The sequence below is a fragment of the Actinoplanes sp. CA-015351 genome (assembly GCF_050955685.1).
Lineage (GTDB): Bacteria > Actinomycetota > Actinomycetes > Mycobacteriales > Micromonosporaceae > Actinoplanes.
Genome location: NZ_CP192102.1, coordinates 4,267,429 through 4,285,993, shown reverse-complemented (window position 1 = coordinate 4,285,993; position 18,565 = coordinate 4,267,429). Strand labels below are relative to the sequence as shown.

Annotated in this window: 17 protein-coding genes; 8 read left to right on the top strand and 9 right to left on the bottom strand. The window is 69.5% G+C overall.

Annotation, left to right across the window (positions count from 1 at the left end; all coding sequences use genetic code 11):
• The first annotated feature begins 20 nt into the window (after positions 1 to 20).
• On the top strand, positions 21 to 1,064 hold the full coding sequence (locus tag ACQP2E_RS19825) for an NAD(P)-dependent alcohol dehydrogenase (RefSeq protein ID WP_433833979.1): 1,044 nt from the start codon (positions 21 to 23) through the stop codon (positions 1,062 to 1,064).
• Positions 1,065 to 1,070: 6 nt separating this feature from the next.
• On the opposite strand, the gene ACQP2E_RS19820 is transcribed toward ACQP2E_RS19825, so the two are convergent.
• The gene (locus tag ACQP2E_RS19820) at positions 1,071 to 1,949 is read right to left on the bottom strand and encodes a helix-turn-helix transcriptional regulator (RefSeq protein WP_433824401.1); all 879 of its coding nucleotides are present in this window, start codon (positions 1,947 to 1,949) and stop codon (positions 1,071 to 1,073) included.
• A gap of 65 nt (positions 1,950 to 2,014) precedes the next feature.
• Positions 2,015 to 2,164, bottom strand: a complete 150-nt coding sequence (locus ACQP2E_RS19815) for a hypothetical protein (RefSeq protein WP_433824400.1) — start codon at positions 2,162 to 2,164, stop codon at positions 2,015 to 2,017.
• Between the two features lie 166 nt (positions 2,165 to 2,330).
• Here ACQP2E_RS19815 and ACQP2E_RS19810 point away from each other — a divergent pair, with 166 nt between their 5' ends.
• Positions 2,331 to 4,277, top strand: coding sequence for a GTP-binding protein (locus ACQP2E_RS19810; protein WP_433833977.1), 1,947 nt, complete (start codon positions 2,331 to 2,333; stop codon positions 4,275 to 4,277).
• Between the two features lie 735 nt (positions 4,278 to 5,012).
• Here ACQP2E_RS19810 and ACQP2E_RS19805 read toward each other — a convergent pair.
• From ACQP2E_RS19805 to ACQP2E_RS19795, 3 genes are all read right to left on the bottom strand, one after another.
• Complete coding sequence (locus tag ACQP2E_RS19805) at positions 5,013 to 5,324, bottom strand: pentapeptide repeat-containing protein (protein WP_433824399.1); 312 nt, start codon at positions 5,322 to 5,324, stop codon at positions 5,013 to 5,015.
• Between the two features lie 410 nt (positions 5,325 to 5,734).
• Positions 5,735 to 7,051: a HupE/UreJ family protein gene (locus ACQP2E_RS19800; protein WP_433824398.1), complete on the bottom strand. Its 1,317-nt coding sequence runs from the start codon at positions 7,049 to 7,051 to the stop codon at positions 5,735 to 5,737.
• Positions 7,051 to 8,256 carry a DUF3500 domain-containing protein gene (locus ACQP2E_RS19795; RefSeq protein WP_433824397.1) on the bottom strand — a complete coding sequence of 402 codons (1,206 nt, stop codon included), beginning with the start codon at positions 8,254 to 8,256 and terminating at the stop codon, positions 7,051 to 7,053. The genes ACQP2E_RS19800 and ACQP2E_RS19795 overlap by 1 nt, the downstream gene beginning before the upstream one ends.
• Before the next feature lie 423 nt (positions 8,257 to 8,679).
• On the opposite strand from ACQP2E_RS19795, the gene ACQP2E_RS19790 reads away from it, so the two are divergent.
• Positions 8,680 to 8,928 (top strand): hypothetical protein, encoded by a 249-nt coding sequence (locus ACQP2E_RS19790; RefSeq protein ID WP_433824396.1) that lies wholly within the window; start codon positions 8,680 to 8,682, stop codon positions 8,926 to 8,928.
• Positions 8,929 to 9,185: 257 nt separating this feature from the next.
• On the opposite strand, the gene ACQP2E_RS19785 is transcribed toward ACQP2E_RS19790, so the two are convergent.
• Entirely contained in the window at positions 9,186 to 10,691 is a 1,506-nt protein-coding gene (locus tag ACQP2E_RS19785; RefSeq protein ID WP_433824395.1) for an MFS transporter, read from the bottom strand.
• A gap of 201 nt (positions 10,692 to 10,892) precedes the next feature.
• Here ACQP2E_RS19785 and ACQP2E_RS19780 point away from each other — a divergent pair, with 201 nt between their 5' ends.
• Genes ACQP2E_RS19780 through ACQP2E_RS19765 form a run of 4 tightly spaced genes read left to right on the top strand, consistent with a single transcriptional unit; the run spans position 10,893 to position 14,692 of the window.
• Entirely contained in the window at positions 10,893 to 11,900 is a 1,008-nt protein-coding gene (locus tag ACQP2E_RS19780; protein WP_433824394.1) for an ABC transporter substrate-binding protein, read from the top strand.
• Positions 11,881 to 12,891, top strand: coding sequence for a FecCD family ABC transporter permease (locus tag ACQP2E_RS19775; protein ID WP_433824393.1), 1,011 nt, complete (start codon positions 11,881 to 11,883; stop codon positions 12,889 to 12,891). Before ACQP2E_RS19780 ends, ACQP2E_RS19775 begins: the two co-directional genes overlap by 20 nt.
• The gene (locus ACQP2E_RS19770; protein WP_433824392.1) at positions 12,888 to 13,922 is read left to right on the top strand and encodes a FecCD family ABC transporter permease; all 1,035 of its coding nucleotides are present in this window, start codon (positions 12,888 to 12,890) and stop codon (positions 13,920 to 13,922) included. The genes ACQP2E_RS19775 and ACQP2E_RS19770 overlap by 4 nt, the downstream gene beginning before the upstream one ends.
• Positions 13,919 to 14,692, top strand: a complete 774-nt coding sequence (locus tag ACQP2E_RS19765; RefSeq protein ID WP_433824391.1) for an ABC transporter ATP-binding protein — start codon at positions 13,919 to 13,921, stop codon at positions 14,690 to 14,692. Before ACQP2E_RS19770 ends, ACQP2E_RS19765 begins: the two co-directional genes overlap by 4 nt.
• 570 nt (positions 14,693 to 15,262) lie before the next feature.
• Here ACQP2E_RS19765 and ACQP2E_RS19760 read toward each other — a convergent pair.
• Positions 15,263 to 16,174, bottom strand: coding sequence for a DMT family transporter (locus ACQP2E_RS19760; RefSeq protein ID WP_433824390.1), 912 nt, complete (start codon positions 16,172 to 16,174; stop codon positions 15,263 to 15,265).
• Between the two features lie 42 nt (positions 16,175 to 16,216).
• On the opposite strand from ACQP2E_RS19760, the gene ACQP2E_RS19755 reads away from it, so the two are divergent.
• The gene (locus ACQP2E_RS19755; protein ID WP_433824389.1) at positions 16,217 to 16,729 is read left to right on the top strand and encodes a MarR family winged helix-turn-helix transcriptional regulator; all 513 of its coding nucleotides are present in this window, start codon (positions 16,217 to 16,219) and stop codon (positions 16,727 to 16,729) included.
• On the opposite strand, the gene ACQP2E_RS19750 is transcribed toward ACQP2E_RS19755, so the two are convergent.
• Positions 16,718 to 17,446, bottom strand: a complete 729-nt coding sequence (locus ACQP2E_RS19750) for an FKBP-type peptidyl-prolyl cis-trans isomerase (RefSeq protein ID WP_433824388.1) — start codon at positions 17,444 to 17,446, stop codon at positions 16,718 to 16,720. The genes ACQP2E_RS19755 and ACQP2E_RS19750 overlap by 12 nt on opposite strands.
• 52 nt (positions 17,447 to 17,498) lie before the next feature.
• A complete protein-coding gene (locus ACQP2E_RS19745; protein WP_433824387.1) occupies positions 17,499 to 18,542 on the bottom strand; it encodes an Ig-like domain-containing protein in 1,044 nt (347 codons plus the stop codon).
• Between the last annotated feature and the right edge of the window lie 23 nt (positions 18,543 to 18,565).

Genomic DNA, 18,565 nt, shown 5'->3' with positions numbered 1-18,565 from the left:
ATTCAATTCCGGAGGAAACCATTCTCACCGTCAACGCCATCGCCGCTGTCTCCGCCACCGAACCGCTGGTCCGCACCACGGTCGAGCGCCGTGACCTCGGCCCGCACGACGTTCTCATCGAGATCGCGTACGCCGGCATCTGCCACTCCGACATCCACACGGTCCGCGGCGAATGGGGCAAGGTTCCGTACCCGCTGACCGTCGGCCACGAGATCGTGGGGCACGTCACCGAGGTCGGTGCCGAGGTCACCAAGCACGCTGCCGGCGACCGGGTCGGCGTCGGCTGCATGGTCAACTCGTGCCGTGAGTGCGACAACTGCACGGCCGGCCAGGAGCAGTACTGCCTGAACGGCAACACCGGCACCTACGCCGCTGTCGACCGCGACGGCACCGTCACCCAGGGCGGGTACTCCACGCACGTCGTCGTCGACCAGGACTTCGTGCTGCGGGTGCCGACGTCGATCCCCCTGGAGGCGGCCGCGCCGCTGCTCTGCGCCGGTATCACCACGTACTCGCCGCTGGCGCACTGGAACGCCGGTCCCGGCAAGAATGTTGCCGTCGTCGGCATGGGCGGCCTCGGCCACATGGGCGTCAAGATCGCTGTCGCGCTGGGCGCCGAGGTGACCGTGCTGTCGCAGACCCTCAGCAAGAAGGCCGACGGCGAGGCCTTCGGGGCGCAGCACTACTACGCCACGAGCGACCCGGCCACGTTCACGACGCTGAAGAACAGCTTCGACCTGATCATCAACACGGTCAGCGCGCCGATCGACATGTCCGCGTACCTGGGCCTGCTGCGCCTGGACGGCACCTTCGTCAGCGTCGGCGCCCCGCCGGAGCCGCTGCCGGTGCAGGTGTTCTCGCTGTTCAACAACCGGCGCTCGTTCGCCGGCTCCAGCATCGGCGGCATCGCCGAGACCCAGGAGATGCTGGACTTCTGCGCCGAGCGCGGGATCGCCCCCGAGGTCGAGGTCATCGACGCAGGCGCGGTGAACGAGGCGTACGAAAGGGTGTTGAAGTCCGACGTCCGCTACCGGTTCGTCATCGACATCGACACGCTCCGATAAGGCGCATCAGCGAGGCGGGGCCAGGGCCACCAGCCCCGTCTCACTGGCCGCCCACGACGCCAGCAGGCTCAACCCGTGCGCGGTGCTCGACTCCGGCTCGGCCGCATAGATCGTCAGGGTCAGGTCCGGTTCGGCGCGAAGATCCATGCTTTCGTACGCGAGCTCCAGCCCACCGACGACATGGTGATGGAACGTCTTCACCCCGGTGCCATGCGTGCGGACGTTGTGCGCGCCCCACCGGCGGCGGAACTCGTCACTGCGCGTCGACAGCTCACCGACCAGATCGTGCAGGCCCTTGTCGTGCGGATCCTTGCCGGCCGCGGTCCGCAGATTGGCGACGAACATGTCGGCCGCCAGGCTCCAGTCCGGGTAGAACCGCCGGGCCGCGCTGTCCAGGAACGTGAACCGGCCGAAGTTCGGCGCGTCGCCCGCTCCGGCGTGGAGATCGGCGAACATGGCCCGGCCCAGCAGGTTCGACGCGACCAGGTCCTGCCGGTTGTTGGCCAGAATGGCCGGGCTGGTGATCGTGTCGAGCGACCACTGCAGGCTGGGCCGGATCGTCCACTGCTTCGGCCGGCGCACCGGGCGCAGCAGCGCGCCGCTGCCGTTCGCCTCCTGGGCGAGCCGGACCAGGTGGGCGCGCTCGGCCTCGTCGAGCTGCAGAGCACGGGCGATCGCGTCCAGCACGCCCGCCGAGACACCGGCCAGCTGGCCGCGCTCCAGCTTGGCGTAGTACTCCACGCTCATCCCGGCGAGCGACGCCACCTCGCTGCGCCGCAGCCCGGCGACCCGCCGCTGGCCGAACGCCGGCAGCCCGGCCCGCTCCGGAGTGATCTTCGCGCGGCGGGTGGTGAGGAAATCCCGCACCTCGGCTCGGTTGTCCACGCTCACGACGGTACGTCGGACAGCCGTGACCTGCGATGCACTGCCGGTACACCCCATGTCTCAGGTCACCGCGCGGCCACCCGGACAATCCAGAACAGGGCCGCGCCGCCGACCAGCATCGCCACCATGGTCAGTGCCACCATGGCGAAGAAAGCGCCGCTCAGCGAGCTCGGCCGCGCGGGCTGGTCCTCGGGCTCCGCCTCGAAATCGAACACAAACCTTATTGTACGACAAACCGGCTGAAATTTAATCGGTAGCGGCGTCTCGGCGGCCGTGCCAGGGTGGAGTCACCACAGGCCCGCGACAAGGAGAAACCAATGCGAGCAGCTTCCACGCTCCGGACATCCGACCGTCCTACCGTGGAGTTCTGCTTTGTCATTGATGAACCTCGGCATCGTCGCCCATGTTGACGCCGGCAAGACCAGCCTGACCGAACGCCTGCTCTTCGAGGCCGGGGCCGTCGCCCTGCCCGGCAGCGTCGACGACGGCACCACCCGCACCGACTCGATGGATCTGGAACGCCGCCGCGGCATCACCATCCGCGCGGCCGTCACCACGATCAGTCTCGGCGCGCTCACCGTCAACATCCTCGACACCCCGGGCCACCCGGACTTCATCGCCGAGGTCGAGCGCTCGCTCGCCGTCCTCGACGCGGCAGTGCTCGTGGTGTCCAGCGTGGAGGGCGTCCAGCCGCAGACCGTCGCCATCTGGCGGGCGCTGCGCCGCATCGGCGTACCCACCGTCTTCTTCCTCAACAAGGTCGACCGCCGCGGTGCCGACACCGGCCGGGTGCTCACCCAGCTCCGCCTCCGGCTCGCGGCAAACCCCGTCCCGCTCACCGCGGTCGCGGGTCAAGGCCAGACCACAGCGAGGGTACGCGGGATCGCGCTGGACTCCTCGCCGGTTGTCGAAGCCGTGGCGGACGTCGACGACACCGTGGCGGCGCGCTGGCTGGACGGCACACCGCTCCGGGCCCGCGACGTCCGCCGCGCGATCCGCCACGCCGTCCGCGGTGGTGAGATCAGCCCGGTCGTGCACGGCTCCGCGATCACCGGCGCCGGCGTGCGGCAACTGCGCCACGTCCTCGCCGATCTGCTGCCGCGCTGCGAGGAACCCGGCGGCCCGCTCGCCGGAACCGTCTTCGCCGTCGACCGGGACAGCCACGGGCGGCGGGCCTGGTTACGGTTGTGGTCGGGGCGGTTACGCGTACGCGATCGGGTTGAACTCGGCGGGAGCAGGCCGCAGACCGTGACCCAGGTCGAGGTGAGCGCGCCGGAAGGCGTGCGCGTGCGTCCGGAGGCGACCGCCGGGCAGATCGTCGCGGTGCGCGGGCTGACCGCCCGGATCGGGCAGCACGTCGGTGAACCGCCGCGCCGGCATCTCTACCGCTTCCCGCCACCGACCCGGCAGGCGCTCGTCGAACCGATCGAGGCGGCCCAGCGGCTGGCGCTCTTCGCCGGCCTCGCCGAACTCGCCGACGAGGACCCGCTGGTCGACCTGCGCCTCGACGAGCACGAGGGGCAGGCGGTGATCCGGCTGCACGGCGAGGTGCAGAAAGAGGTGATCGCGTCGCTGCTGGAGGATCGGTACGGCGTCAAGGTGCGCTTCTCCGGCACGCTGACGGCGTGCATCGAGCGTGTCGCCGGTGACGGGGAAGCCGTGGATCGGGTGCGGGAGGGTGGTAATCCGTATCTGGCCGGTCTTGGTCTTCGGATCTCGTCCGCGCCGGTGGGACACGGGATCGAGTTCCGCGCCGGTATCGAGCCCGGACGGCTCCCGCCGGCGTTCATCGCGGCGACCGAGGAGGGTGTGCGGGCGGCACTGCGGCAGGGCTTGCACGGCTGGCCGGTCACCGACTGCGTGGTCAGCATGGTGTCGTCGCAGTACTGCCCGCGGCAGAGCAAGCCGCACCAGAAGTTCGACAAGTCGCTGTCGAGTGTCGGTGCGGATTTCCGGTTCCTCGCCCCGGTCGTGGTCACCGCGGCGCTGCGCCGGGCCGGAAGCCGGGTCTGCCAGCCGGTCGAGCGGTTCGAGGTGAATATTCCGCTGCATGTCTTCGACGCGGTGGCGGCGTTGCTCGGCCGGCACGGTGCGGTGATCCGGGAGACGGTCGCTGCCGGGGGTTATCTGGAGGTCAGCGGTGTGCTGCCGTCGTCCCGGGTGCCGCAGGTGGTGGCAGCGCTGCCCGATCTGACCGGTGGGGAGGCGGTGCTGACGGCGGAGTTCGACCACTATGCGCCGGTTATCGGCGAGGAGGTGCCGGTGCTGCACCGGCGAGGCCCGGACCCGGGGGATCGGGAAGGGTGGTTCCGGTCGATGCCGCGGTGAGGTGGGGCGGGGTGGGTTCTGGCGGCGTGTTGATGCGGCGGGGCTGAGGGCGGCTCCGGCGTGGCTCCGGCGTGGCTCGGGCTCGCCCCGGGCCCGGCTCCGGCCCGCGCTGTTCCGGCTCCGGCCCGCGCTGTTCCGGCTCCGGCCCGCGCTGTTCCGGCTCCGGCCCGCGCTGTTCCGGCTCCGGCTCGCCCTGTTCCGGCTCCGGCTCGCCCTGTTCCGGCTCCGGCTCGCCCTGTTCCGGCTCCGGCCCGCCCCCGGATCTTGAGTGATTTTCGACTGCTGCGGTCCATTCGAGTTTCGCCACTTTTGGTCCTGCCCGGCGACCGGGCTCATCGCGCAACAACTGGTGGCCGTGCGGATCCGCCAGGCCGACGCGGTTTCCCGATACCGACCGCGAACAGCCACGACACGAGATTTACTGCCACGACACGAGATTCACTGCCACTCCGGACGCCGACGCTCTCCGCCACAGGCATCCGCGCCGCGCCGCGTCGTCATGCGCCGCGCCGCGTCGTCTGCGCTCTGTCCCGATCTGTCCCGCTGTGTCCCGCCCGGTCCCGCTCCGCTTCGCGCCGCCCCGCGCCGCCCCGCTCCGCTTCGCGCCGCCCCGCTCCGCTTGGCATGGATCTTGTGGACTTCCCCGCAGACGTGTCCGCACAACTCCGCAAGATCGAGAAGCTCCCGGCCGATCTTGCGGAGTTACGCGCAAACGGTTCGCCGAACTCCACAAGATCAGCGAAGCCCCGCGTTCACCACGTCGGAATTGTGCAGCTCCGCGTGCACCACGTCGGAATTGTGCAGCTCCGCGTGCACCACGTCGGAATTGTGCAGCTCCGCGTGCACCACCTCGGAATTGTGCAGCTCCGCGTGCACCACGTCGGAATTGTGCAGCTCCGCGTGCACCACGTCGGAATTGTGCAGCTCCGCGTGCACCACCTCGGAATTGTGCAGCTCCGCGTGCACCACGTCGGAATTGTGCAGCTCCGCGTGCACCACGTCGGAATTGTGCAGCTCCGTGTGCACCAGGTCGAAACTGCGCAGCACCGCGTTGGCCGAATCGTGGAGACATGTGGGGCATAGAGCACCCACGAGTCTCCAAGATCCAGAACCGTTCCCCCCGCCGTCGTGGCAGAGCGTCACCACAAAACTCCCAAAACATTCAAAACCGACATGCCGCGACGGCCGTCCTGCAAACTCGTGCACTTGTGGTCGGTCGGCCGGCCGAACCGCACAAGATCTCCGAGCGGCGCGTCGCATCGAGAACCCGCCACGCCGCCACGTCACCCCGAGAAACTGCCACGATGCCCCGAACCCGCTTCCGCTCGACAAATGGCGAAAGTCGACGGTCCACAAGCGGACGGCGGACAGCGGACAGCGGACAGCGGACAGCGGACAGCGGGCGCACCCGCACCGAGCGGCTCTGGAATTCACGAATGGGGCTGGATCAGGCTCCGTCAGGCGGCTGCGGAGTGTTTTCGCTGGTTGGCGTATGTCCAGGCCAGCGCGGCCGTTGCCGTGGCGGCGAGCAGGATCAGCATCGGGGTGGTGTGGGCGCCTGCACGATCCGCCGCAGCGGCTACCGGATTGGTGAGGCCCAGGCGGTCGGCCAGCCACCCGATCGCCGCTATCCCGGTGATCGTCGCGCCCGTGACCCGGAACGCTGGGCCGAAGCGGGTGTGAGCGACCACCACCAGCGCCGGCAAAGCCAGAGCGACCAGGAGGAGCTGGACCAGTTCGATGCCGAGGTTGAAGCCGAACAGGCTCAGCGCCAGCCGCCCGGTGGACAGCTGCATCTCGGCCAGGGTGAAGGAGAACGCCATGCCGTGGCCGAGGCCGAAGACGCCGGCCACCGTCGCCTCCCGGCCCGGGAAGATCGGGCGGATCGCGTGGACGGCGCCGACCAGGATGCTGGCCGCGATGAACGATTCGACCGGCCAGGCCGGCACGTTCAGGTGGGTGAACGCGCTCAGGGCCAGCGCCGCCGAGTGCCCGATGGTGAACGCGAGGGTCGTACCCCCGATTCGGCGGACCGCCTGGCGGGTGCCGACCCGGTCGCGCCAGCGGCCGCCCACCGCGAGCAGCGGCGCCGGCAGCAGCAGGATGAGCAGGAACAGCAGGTGGTCGGTGCCCTCCAGGATGTGGCTGCCACCCAGCTTCATCATGGCGGTGAAGCCGGACCAGGCGCTGCCGTCCTCCAGGTTCACGGTCAGCGCCGGCACGGTCATCGACCGGCTGTCGATCTTGATGACTCCGACACTGTCCGCCGCTTCGCCGGCGACCTGACCGGCCGCCCAGTCCTGGCGTACCGAAACCAGCGCCGTATGGGTGACCACTTGATGGACCACGACGTCGTAGGCGAGGGAGAAATGCCGGACGTCGCCGCCGGCCGGCGGCGTGAGCGTCACCGCGGCGTCGAGTTCCTGGTACGGCCCGGTCGAGGTCTGTTCGGCATCGCTCACTGCCAGCTCGCCGACGTCGACGGCCCAGGCCGCGCCACCGATCGTGGCCGGGCGGATGTGCGCGGCGAGGTATTCGCGCAGCGCGTCACCCTGTGCGTCCAGCGTCGCCGCGGTGACGTCGATGCCGCTGGCCTCGGCGAGGTCACCGAGCGGCAGTTCCAGGGCGGCGGCCACCGACGTCTCGTGCACGTCGAGCAGGACCACCGAATGGGGCATGGGATGGGCCGCGGCCGGCGACGCCCCGAGAAGGAGCGCCGCCGGTACCGCCACCGCGATCCCCGCCATGATGCGGAGAAAGCGCGAACGGGTCATCAGAAAGAGAACTCTCCGCCGTAGTCGCGGGTGTGGTCGCGGTAAACGGTGTGGTAATGGATCTCGTCAGAGTAGACAACGCCGTTCTGGCAGACGAGCTCGATCCAGACTCCGGGGCCGTCGATCCGTACATAATCGCCCTGGGTGTCGAGAGCGGTCGTGCCGGAGTAACTGACGAACGTCTTGTCGAGATCCTTTTCGTACGCCTTCAGCAACTGCTGCGCCGTGGCGTCATCAGCGATCGAGACCCACGGCCTGATCGCGTCGAGAACCAGCTTCTTCTGCTTCGGCGACAGCGACTTCACCGCGATGCCCTGCTTGGTCGCCGGGAACTCGCCGTCGGCGTCCGGGCCGAGCAGCACGTCACTGAACGACGCGGTCAGCTTCGCCGTGGCGAGCTGCTTGGTGCTCAGGCTGGTGATCAGCGCGGAGATGGCGTCCGACTGCTTCGACAGGGCTTCGACGGTGTTGCCGTCGTCGTCGATGAAGCTGGTCGGCTCGACGCCGATGAAGAACGGGGTGGTTCCGGCGACCTTGCCCTTGGCGTAGGTCAGGTTGACCGCCAGGTGGTGGCCGCCGAAGTGGAGCTGCCAGGTGCCGGTCGCCGACGGGGTGCCGAGGAACGCGAGGAAGTAGATGCCGCTGCCGTAGCCACCACCACCCGGGGCGCTACCGCCGGGCGCGCCGGAAGGAGCGGCCCCGGAAGGCGCGGCCCCGGAAGGCGCGGCCCCGGAAGGCGCGGCCTCGGAGGGCGCAGCTCCGGAAGGCGCGCCGCCGCTGCTGCCCTGCGCGGCGAGATCATCGTCCGCGGCCAGGATGTCGCTGATCTGGTCGAAGCCGCTTCCCGTCCCGGTACCGGTGGCCGCGGTCAGCACCGCCGTGGCCGCGGTGAGCTGGGCGTCGGTGAGCGTGCTGAACTGGATGCCGGGGCGGCAGGTCGAGCCGCACGGCAGGTTCGACCAGGCCGTGGCGTTGTCCTCGGTGAGATCCAGCAGGACTTCGGCCTTCTGGTCGTCGTCCAGGGTGGCGAGGAAGGCGTTGGCGGCGTTCACCAGACCGGGCACCCCCGGCTGGTTACGCGCCGCTGCCGGCTTCGGCCGGGAATCCACAGTGGCCGCGTTGGCGGTGGCGATGCCGGCGCCGAGGACGGCGATGGCCGCGGTCGCCAGAGCGACTCCGCGCCAGCGCCGTTTCTTCTCCTGCACGAGGTACTCCTTCGTTCGTATGAAAAAGGGCCGGCCGATCGGCAGGGAGATTGTCGACATTCGTGTTCGCAATAGGCAAGCCATTGATCAGAATGCGACCTATGAGTTTGCCGTCAAAGTGCTGTCAAACGCTTTCACCAGGCAATATGGTTCGAAGCGGAACCTTTGAAAAGGTTCCGACCCAAGGTTTCTCAAAGCCTGTTGATAGGCGGCTCACATAGTGCTGACGGCGCCGGCCCGCGCTTCGCTTCGCGAGCGCTGCCGGCCACCGGCGTGCCTCCTTCATCGCGTCCCGGTTCCGCGGCTCCCCGGGTACGCGCGTTCGCCGGACTCGCCGAGCGATACGCCGCGGCGGCGGCAGGGTGACCGGGGCGCGCCAGTAGATTGACGCGACGCCCCGCACGCGCTCCCAGGAGGTCGCACATGCTGACGCTCAACGTCGTCCGCGCACTCGCCAATCTTGTCGTGTCCATCGATGTCAGGCAGATCCCCGAGCCGGTCCGCTCGGACCTGCTGAACGACGCGGCCGGAGCGCTCGGCGACCTCACCGACGCGGAGACCGGCGAGTTGGTCGCGCTGCTCCGGCAGGTCGCCGAGGAGGAGCCCGACCCGGAACGCCGCACGGCACTGACCGCCCTGCCGGAAACCCTCGGCTTCGTCGTCGCCGAGTAACCCGGCGATCGTTGCTCCACCGCTCAGCGCCGGCCGCCTCGGGGCCGCCGAGGATCTCCGGGTCTGGCAGGCGCCCACGCGCAGAGCCGGCGTGGCCCTGTGGCGGCGCATCGGGGCCCTGTGGCGGCGCATCATCGGGGGCAGCGGGCAGGGCACGGCGTGAGGGCGGCTGCCACGGCCAGGCGGAGGATCTCGGAAACGGCTGTGGCCGCCGGGATTTCCGGCGGCCACAGGCGGCGAACGATGAGCGGTGGGTGTCAGGCGTTGGAGCGGTGCAGCACGTGGATCTCGCCGGGCTCCGGCGGGAGGTCGCTCACGCCTGCCTGGACGGCTTCCTCATGGCGCTTGTGGGCGGCCGGCAGCAGCAGTGCCGCCACCACGGCCAGCACCGCGACACCCGCGCACACCCAGAATCCGTCGGTGAAGGCGGCGTCGGTCGGCAAGCCCTGCGGCGTCGTGTTCGACGTGATCACGGCGGCCACGACAGCGGTGCCGATGCTGCTGCCGATGGTACGGGCGATCGTGTTCACACTCGTCGCCTCACCCGTCTGAGCAGCCGGGACGGCTTCGATGATGGCGTTGGACATCGCCGCGAAGGCGAAACCGATGCCGGCGCCGGTCAGGATGCCGGACCCGAGGACCTGCCAGATGGCGCCGTGGCCCAGGGCCGGCAGGGTGAACGCGGCGACCACGAAGACGGCGCCGAGGAACATCGGGAGCTTCGGGCCGTACTTGCGGGTCAGGATGCCGGCGATCGGGCCGAAGATGACCATCATGACCACGGTCGGCAGCAGGAACAGGCCGGCCTGGGAGACCGACTTGCCGAAGCCGTAACCGGTGGCCTCCGGCAGCTGGAGCAGCGTCGGGACCAGCAGGAACGTGCCGAACATGGCGAAGCCGAGGATCAGGGCGACCAGGTCGGTGGCCCAGACGCCGCGGATCTTCATGAGCTTCATGTCGATCAGCGGCTCCTTGACGCGGAGCTCGACGAGAACGAAGACGACCAGGCCGGCGACGCCGAGGGCGAGCAGTCCGATGGTCTTGGCCTCGCCCCAGCCCCAGGACTGGCCCTTGCTGATCGCGAGCAGCAGCGCGACGAGCGACACGGACAGGATCGAGGCGCCGATGACGTCGAGCTTGCCCGGGGTGCGTACCGGGGATTCCTTCATGCCGAAGATCGCGCCGATCAGGGCGATGACGACCAGCACGAGGGGCAGCCAGAACAGCCAGTGCCAGGACAGGTGCTCGACGATCGGGCCGGCGGCCACGATGCCGACGCCGGCGCCGACACCGAAGATGGCGGAGATCAGGCCGACAGTGGTGGCGACCTTTTCGCGGGGGAGTTCGTCGCGGACCATGCCGATCGACAGCGGGAGGATCGCGCCCGCCGCGCCCTGCAGGATGCGGCCGACGATCAGCACAGCCAGGTTCGGCGCCAGCGCGGCAACCACGGTGCCGGCGGCGAGGATCGCCAGTACGCCGATCAGAACCTTGCGCTTGCCGGCGATGTCACCGAGGCGTCCGAGGATCGGGGTGAGCACCGAGGCCGACAGCAAATAGGCGGTCACGACCCAGCTGACGTCGCTCGTCGACGCGTTCAGCTCGTGGCCGATGGTGGAGAGCGCGGGGGAGACCAAGGACTGGAGCACCGCGAACGCCAGGCCGCCGAGTGCCAGGTAGAGCACCAGCAGGTTGCCGCCCGTACCCCCGCCTTCGGTCTTCGCGGATCCGGCGGATCCGGTCTCTTCGATGGATTGGGTCATGGTGTCCTCGGAGGGTAGAGGTAAACGCTTGCTGGCTTATTATCGGCAGCTCAGGCCCCTAGTAAACGGTTGTTTACGTCACACTCCGTGGGGTGACGGCGCGACTGCGGGCGCGAGCGACGGCCCGCCTATGCAAAACCTGTGAAGTGTGGTTAGCCTTCCCTAACCAATCAGGCTTACGGGTGAATGGACAGTCCAGAAATGCAGACTTGGCGATCAGTACTGGCCGTCGCGACTCTGGGCGCTGTGCTCGCCGGGTGCGGCAGCAACGACGCCCCGGCCGACGAATCCGCCGCCGCCTCCGGGCCGTGGTCGTTCACCAGTGGAAACGGCGACGTCGTCAAGGCCGACAAGACACCCACCCGGATCATCGCGCACGCCGGTGAGGCCGCCGCGCTGATCTCGTTCGGCATCAAGCCGGTCGGCATCTACGCCGACGAGCCGGTGAAGACCGACCTGAACCTCAAGGACCTCGACCTCACCGGGATCACCATCCTCGGCGAGGAGTGGGGCAAGATCGACGTCGAGAAGGCGGCCTCGCTGGCCCCGGATCTGATCGTCGGCGACTGGTGGCCGGCCGAGAAGGCGTACAGCGGCCTGGAAGAGGGCGTGGACGAGAAGAGCAAGAAACTCGCCGAGCTCGCGCCCATCGTGGGTGTCTCCCAGGGTGAGTCGATCGTCGACCTGGCGGAAGGTTACGAGCAGCTCGCCAAGAGCCTCGGCGCCAACGTGGACGACCCGGCGATCGCGGCGAACAAGCAGCGTTTCGAGACCGCGGTGACCGCGTTCAAGGCCGCGACCGCCGCGAAGCCGAACCTCACGGCGGCGGGCATGTCGCCCACCGACGAGAAGGTGTACGTCGCCAACCCGAAGTACGCCCCCGAGCTGCTCGACTTCCAGCGCTGGGGCCTCAAGGTCCTCGACCCGGCCGCGCCCGACAAGGACTTCCCGTACTGGGAGACGCTGAGCTGGGAGAACGCCGACAAGTACCAGCCCGACCTGATCCTCTGGGACGGTCGCGCCTACAAGGACACCCTGAACGCCGAGTTCGGCAAGAAGCAGCCGACCTGGTTCGAGATCAAGGCCGCCAAGGCCGGAGCCGTCACCGCGTGGCCGGCGTACTGGCTGCACACCTACGGCGACTTCGCGACCGAGCTGGAGAAGCTGACCACCGCGATCAACGGCGCTGATGAGAACATCGGCAACTAACCGGGCCTCCGGGCTCGTCCTGCTCGCCGCTCTGCTCGCCGTCGTCGCGTTCCTCAGCGTCACCCAGGGATCCCGGTCGATCGACCTGACGGATGTCATGGGTGCGCTGGGCAACCTCGGCGACGACGGCACGATCACCAGCACGGTCACCCTCGAACTGCGGGTTCCGCGTACCCTCGTCGGGATTCTCGCCGGCGCCGCCCTCGGCGTCGCCGGCGCGATCCTGCAGGGCGTGACCCGCAATCCGCTGGCCGACGCCGGCATCATGGGCATCAACTCCGGCGCGGCGGCGTGCGTGGTCTTCGCCATCACGGTGCTCGGGATCCAGGGCGTCAGCTACTACGTCTGGTTCGCGTTCGCCGGAGCGGTCATCGCGACGTTCCTGGTGTACTCGATCGCGTCGATGGGCCGTGAAGGCGCCACGCCGGTCAAGCTCGCGCTGGCCGGCGCGGCGGTGACCGCCGGGCTCACCTCGGTGACCTCGGCCATCGTGATGACGAACATCGACGCCCTGAACGAGCTGCGGTTCTGGCAGGTCGGCTCGCTCGCCGGGCGGTACACGCCGATCCTGGCCGGGGTCGCCCCGTTCATCCTGGTGGGGCTCGTCGCGTCGCTCGGGCTGGGCCGGGTCCTCAACGGGCTCGCGCTCGGTGAGGACACCGCCCGCGGTCTCGGCCAGCGGGTCGGGCTGACCCGGGCCGCCGCGTTCGGCGTCGTCGCGATCCTGGCCGGTGCCGCCACCGCCGCCTGCGGGCCGATCGTCTTCATCGGACTGGTCGTGCCGCACCTGGCCCGGTTCATCTGCGGGCCTGACTACCGGTGGATCCTGCCGTACTCGATGCTGCTCGCCCCGGTCGTGCTGCTGCTCGCCGACGTGCTCGGCCGGGTCGCCGGCGCACCCGGCGAACTCCAGGTCGGCGTGGTCCTGGCCGTGCTGTGCGCGCCGGTGTTCGTGGGCATCGTCCGATACGCCAGGCTGGTGGAGGCATGACCATGACGCTTGTCGCGGTCACGGCGACCCACCGCCGGCGGACCGTACGCTCGCTCGCCGTGACCCTCGCGCTGGCCTGCGTGGTCGCCGCTCTGTTCGTGGTCACCATGATGGTCGGCAGTTTCCGGCTGACCGCGCTGCAGGTGATCACCTCGGTGCTGCACCTGGAGGCCAATCCCGGCGTCGACTTCGTGGTGCGCGGCCTGCGGCTGCCGACCGCCACGGCCGGGCTCACCGTCGGCCTCGCCCTCGGCGCCTCCGGAACGATCTTCCAGCAGCTGCTGCGCAACCCGCTCGCCTCACCGGACTTCGTCGGCATCACCTCGGGCGCGAGCCTCGCCGCCGCCGGTGGCATCGTGTTCCTGCAGGCCGCCGGGCTCGTCGTCTGCGCGTTCGCCCTCGGCGGCGCCCTCCTGGCAGCCTTGCTGATGTACGTGCTCGCCTGGCGCGACGGCGTCAGCGGGTACCGCTTCATCCTGATCGGCATCGGCGTCGCCGCGTTCTTCGACGGCCTCGTCGGATACGTGCTCAGCCGCGCCCGGCTCACCGAGGCACGCCAGGCCATGCACTGGCTCACCGGCTCCGTGGGTCAGGCCAGCGATCAAGAACTTCAGATCCTTCTGTACGCCTTACCGGCGCTGCTGTTGCTCGCCATCGGACTGCAACGCCACCTGAAGGCCCTCGAGCTGGGCGACGACACGGCACGGGCCTTGGGTACGCGTACCGAACTGAGCCGCGCCGCCCTGCTCGGCACCGCGGTCCTGCTCGTGGCGCTGGCTGTCGCCGTGGCCGGCCCGGTCGTCTTCGTGGCCCTGGTCGCCGGCCCGGTCGCCAACCGCCTGCTCGGCCCGGCCACCGGCGGCATCCTGGCGGCGGCCCTGGCCGGCGCGGCGCTGCTGCTGACCGCTGATCTCGTCGCCGTCCATCTGCTCCCGGTCTCGCTGCCCACCGGCGTGGTCACCGGGGCGGTCGGCGCGCCGTACCTGCTGTGGCTGCTCGCCACCACGAACCGGAAAGGAGCCGGAGGGTGACACGGCTCAACGCGCGCGACCTGACCCTCGGATACGACGACCGCCCGGTCGTGCACGACCTCTCGGTCGACGTGCTCGACGGCAAGGTGACCGCCATCGTCGGCGCCAACGCCTGCGGCAAGTCCACACTGCTGCGCGGCCTGGCCCGGCTGCTGAAGCCCCGCGGTGGCGCCGTGCACCTCGACGGCACCGCGCTCACCGAGATGAGCACTGTCGACGTTGCCAAGGTGCTCGGTCTGCTGCCGCAGTCCCCGATCGCGCCGGACGGTGTCACCGTCGCTGACCTGGTGTCGCGGGGACGGTATCCGCATCAGGGCTGGTTCCGGCGGTGGACCGACGGCGACCACGCGGCAGTGGCGTCGGCGCTGGAGGCGACCGGGACGGCTGATCTGGCTTCGCGGCCGCTGGCGCAGTTGTCCGGCGGCCAACGCCAGCGGGTGTGGGTGGCGATGGCTCTCGCGCAGGACACCGGCCTGCTGCTGCTCGACGAGCCGACGACGTTCCTGGACATCAACCACCAGGTCGAGCTGCTGCGGTTGTTGCGCACGCTGAACGAGCAGTCCGGCAAGACGATCGTCGCGGTCCTGCACGACCTGAACCTGGCCAGCCGCTTCTGCGACCACATCATCGCGATGGCCGACGGCGCGATCGTCGCCGAGGGCCCGCCGTCGGTGGTCATCACCGCCGAACTGGTCGAGAAGGTCTTCGGCCTGACCTGCGTCATCATCCCCGACCCGATAGCGGGCACCCCCATCGTGGTGCCCGCCTGACCAATCAGCACTCGTTGTCGCGGTGTCGCGGTGTCGCGGTGTCGCGTTGTCGCGGTGACGCCGTGACGCGGTGACGCGGTGCTTCGCCGATCTTGTGGAGTTCAGCGAACCGTTTGCGGGTAACTCCGCAAGATCGGGGCGTGCGTGGTCGTCGGCGTGGCTTCGCCGACCGTTTCATCGCTTTCATGGCATTCGCCGCCGGTGATTCCCCGGCCGGCACCGGGGAGCAGCCGGCGCTGCGAACGCGAATGCCGGGGGAGGCCGTTACCGAAACCCGGGCGACTCGGTGAGCTTCGGGTTGGCCGACCGGCGCTCGGTTCCGACGTGGTGAACGGGGTGCTGGGTGCTGGGTGCTGGGTGCTGGGTGCTTCGCCGATCTTGTGGAGTTCGGCGAACCGTTTGCGGGTAACTCCGCAAGATCGGCTGGGCTTGTTCGATCTTGTGGAGTTGTGTGGGCACGTCTGCGGGGAAGTCCACAAGATCCAGGCAGCGTGGGGCGGGGCAGCGTGGGGCGGGGCAGAGCGGGGCGGGGCGGGGCAGAGCGGTGCCGCGGGGCAGAGCGGCGCGGTGTTAGCCCGGTTCTTTGGTGGCGGCGGTGAGGGCTTTGGGCGTACCCAAGGGGGTTGGGGGGAAGCGGAAGCTGACCGCCTGGCCCAGCAGGATGCCGAGGAAGACCAGCGTGAGGCCGAGCAGCTGGCGGGGGCTGAGGGTTTCGCCTGCCAGGATTACTCCCAGCAGGACGCCGGTGACCGGGTTGAGCAGGCCGATGAGGCCTACCGTGCCGGCGGTCAGGTGGCGCAGGCCGGTGAACCACGCCACGAAGGCCAGGGCGGTGGCGACGACCGTGACGTAGCTGAAGGCGGCCAGCTCCGGCCCGCTGACCCGTGGCGGCGTGCCTTCGACGGCGACGGCCGCGACGGTGAGCATCAGGCCTCCGGCGATCAGCTGCCAGGATGTCAGGGAGAAGACGTCGATGCCGGCGCTCCACTTCTTCGCCAGGATGTAGCCGAACGACGACATCACCATGGCGGACACCGAGGCCAGGACGCCTGTCACGTTCACGGTCACCGCGCCGGTGAACAGCATGAGGCTGACGCCTGCGATGCCGATCGCGGCTCCGGCCAGGTGGGCCGGTCGCGGTTTCTCGCGCAGCGCGCTCCAGGCGAAGAGCATGAGTACGACCGGAGAAAGCGCCATGATCGTCGAGGCGATGCTGGTCGGCAGGGTCTGCGCGGCCAGATAGATGAGGGCGAAGAACGCGCCCATGTTGAGGGTGCCGAGGACCAGCGACTTCCACCACCAGGACCCGCTGGGGAGCCGGCGGGTGATCAGCAGGAGCAGCAGACCCGCCGGGAGCGCGCGCAGGACAGCGCCGTAGAGCGGGTGGCCGGCGGGCAGGAACTGGTGCGTGACGTAGTACGTCGTGCCCCAGGCGATCGGCGCCAGCGCGGTGACCAGTGTCCAGCGCAATGTAGCTTCCATGGAAGGCAATGTAGCTTCCTGGGAAGATATATAGTGAGGGCTGTGACCGAGAACCTTGACCACGTCGGCCGGATCCAGCGCGAGTGGGCCCGGGAGCGCCCGGACCTCGACGTGTCGCCGCAGGGTGTCATCGGGCGGCTGCACCGGGTCGCCGCCCATCTCACCGAGCAGCTGTGCGTGGTCTACCGGCGGTACGGGCTTGGCGAGGGGGAATTCGACGTTCTCGCTGCTCTGCGCCGTGCCGGGGAGCCGTTCGAGCGGGCGCCGGGGGAGCTGGCGGCGTTCACCATGGTCACGACCGGGGCGATGAGCAAGCGGATCGACCGCTTGGAGCGCGACGGGCTGGTCACCCGCCGGGTGAGCTCGACCGACGGGCGGGGGCGGGTGGTCGGGCTGACCACGGCCGGGCGGGAGCTGATCGACCAGGCGTTCGCCGAGCACATGCGTAACGAGAGACGGCTTCTCCAGGAGTTGAAGCCTGAGGAAGCCGCCCAGTTGGAGGCGTTGCTGACGACCTGGCTGGGGCGCTTCGAAGCGCCCCGGTCAGGAGGCTGACAGGACGTCGACGATGAAGCGCAGCGCGCCGGCCGGCTGGCCGCCGGTCGGGTTGTCGCCGTACGCCAGGTCGGCCGGGATGTCGAGCTGGACCCGGCTGCCGACCTTCGCCCCGATCAGGCCCTGGTCCCAGCCCTGGATGACGCCGCCGGACCCGATCTGGAAGCTGAACGCCTCCGAGCGGCTCCAGGACGAGTCGAACTCCTTGCCGTCGGCGTAGGTGACACCCACGTAGTTCACGTTGATCGTCTGGCCGGACTCGACCGCCGCGCCCTTGCCCTCGATGAGGGTCTTGGTCGTCAGCTTGCTGAGCTCGCCGGAGCCCGCGGTGGCGGCCGGCTTCTTGCTCAGGGCCGGGTCGGCGCCGTCCGGCACCGGCGGGAACGCCGCGGCCGGCTCGGTCGTGGCGGCGTCGGTGGGAGCGAGGGCTTCCGCGCTCGCGACGGCCGGGGCCTCGGCGGCCGGCGTTGAGGAGTCCGACGTGTTGCTGATCCAGGCGATCAGCCCGACGACGAGGGCCAGCACGACCAGCGCGGCGCCGGCCACGGTCAGCGTCTGCCGGCGCTTCTCCCGGGCCCGGGCCCGTGCCTTGGCGGCCTTGGCCTCAGCACGTTTCTCGGATTTCGTCTTGAGCGGCTGGCCGGCGACGCTGTTGCGCAGCGAGGCGGCGGGACGCTGGGTGGCCGCGCTGCTGCGGCTGGTCACGGAGTCAGGCACCGACCGACAATACGACACGCGGAGCTGATTCGCCTTCACCCATCCCCGGACTTCATCGCCGCCAGGTGCGGGTCCTGGTTTTCGTGACGTTGCCGGCTTTGTCGTACACCCGGATCTGGACCTTGATCTTCTTGCCGTATTTCTTGGTCTTGACGGAGAAGGTGTACGGCCCCTTGGCGTCCTTCGCGACGACCTTGCCGTTGATCAGCAGCTCGACCCGGTTGATGCCGTTGCGGTCGGAGGCGGACACCGCGACCTTGACGGTCCCCTTGACCTCGGCGCCATTGGCCGGCGCCTTGGTGATCTTCGCCTTCGGCTTGGTGTTGTCCACGACGACGACCCGTTTGGCGGTGGTCGTGTTACCGAGCCGGTCGGTGAGCGTCCAGGTCAGCGTCTGCAGGCCGTCCTTTCCGGTCGACGCGCGGACGGTGAAGGGCGGCTTGGCCACCACGGGGTAGCCGCCCTTCAGGTTCGCCTCACGGATGCCGGACGGATCGGAGGCGCGCACCGAGGTCGGGAACGTCGCGCCGCGCACGAGGGCCCGGTTACCCGGTGTGATCGCCGTGATGGCCGGCCCGGTGTTGTCGACGGCGTAGAAGCCGTCGAGGAGGGTGCTGTTCCCGGCCTTGTCGGTGAGGTTGATCTGCACGAACGCTGCCTCGTTGCGCCCGGCCGTGTCCCACTTCATCGTCCAGGGCGCCGCCGTCGTCACGGCTACCTCGCGCGCCGTCGCGTAATCCCAGAGCGAGATCCGGGCGAGGTCGCTGGAGACGCCGGTCGCGGTGAAGGTGACGACGCCGCTGACGAACGACTCGAACGGCGGGGAGACGGTGGCGAGTGGGCCCTGGGTGTCGACGTGGACCCGGCTGGTGGCCTCGCCGTGGTTTCCGGCCGCGTCGAAGGCGCGCACCGTGACGTCCGCGTCGGTGTTGTGCAGCTTGAACGGTACCGACAGGTAGGCGCCCTGGTTCTGTTTGCCGTCCTGGTAACTGCGGACGACGACGCCGTTCAGCAGGAGGTCGACCTTGGTGACGCCGGGTGTCGTCCGCCCAGGTCGGATGGAGCCGCTGGCCCTGTCCGATGGTCTGCCGGTCATTGATCATCTTCTGTCGATCGTAT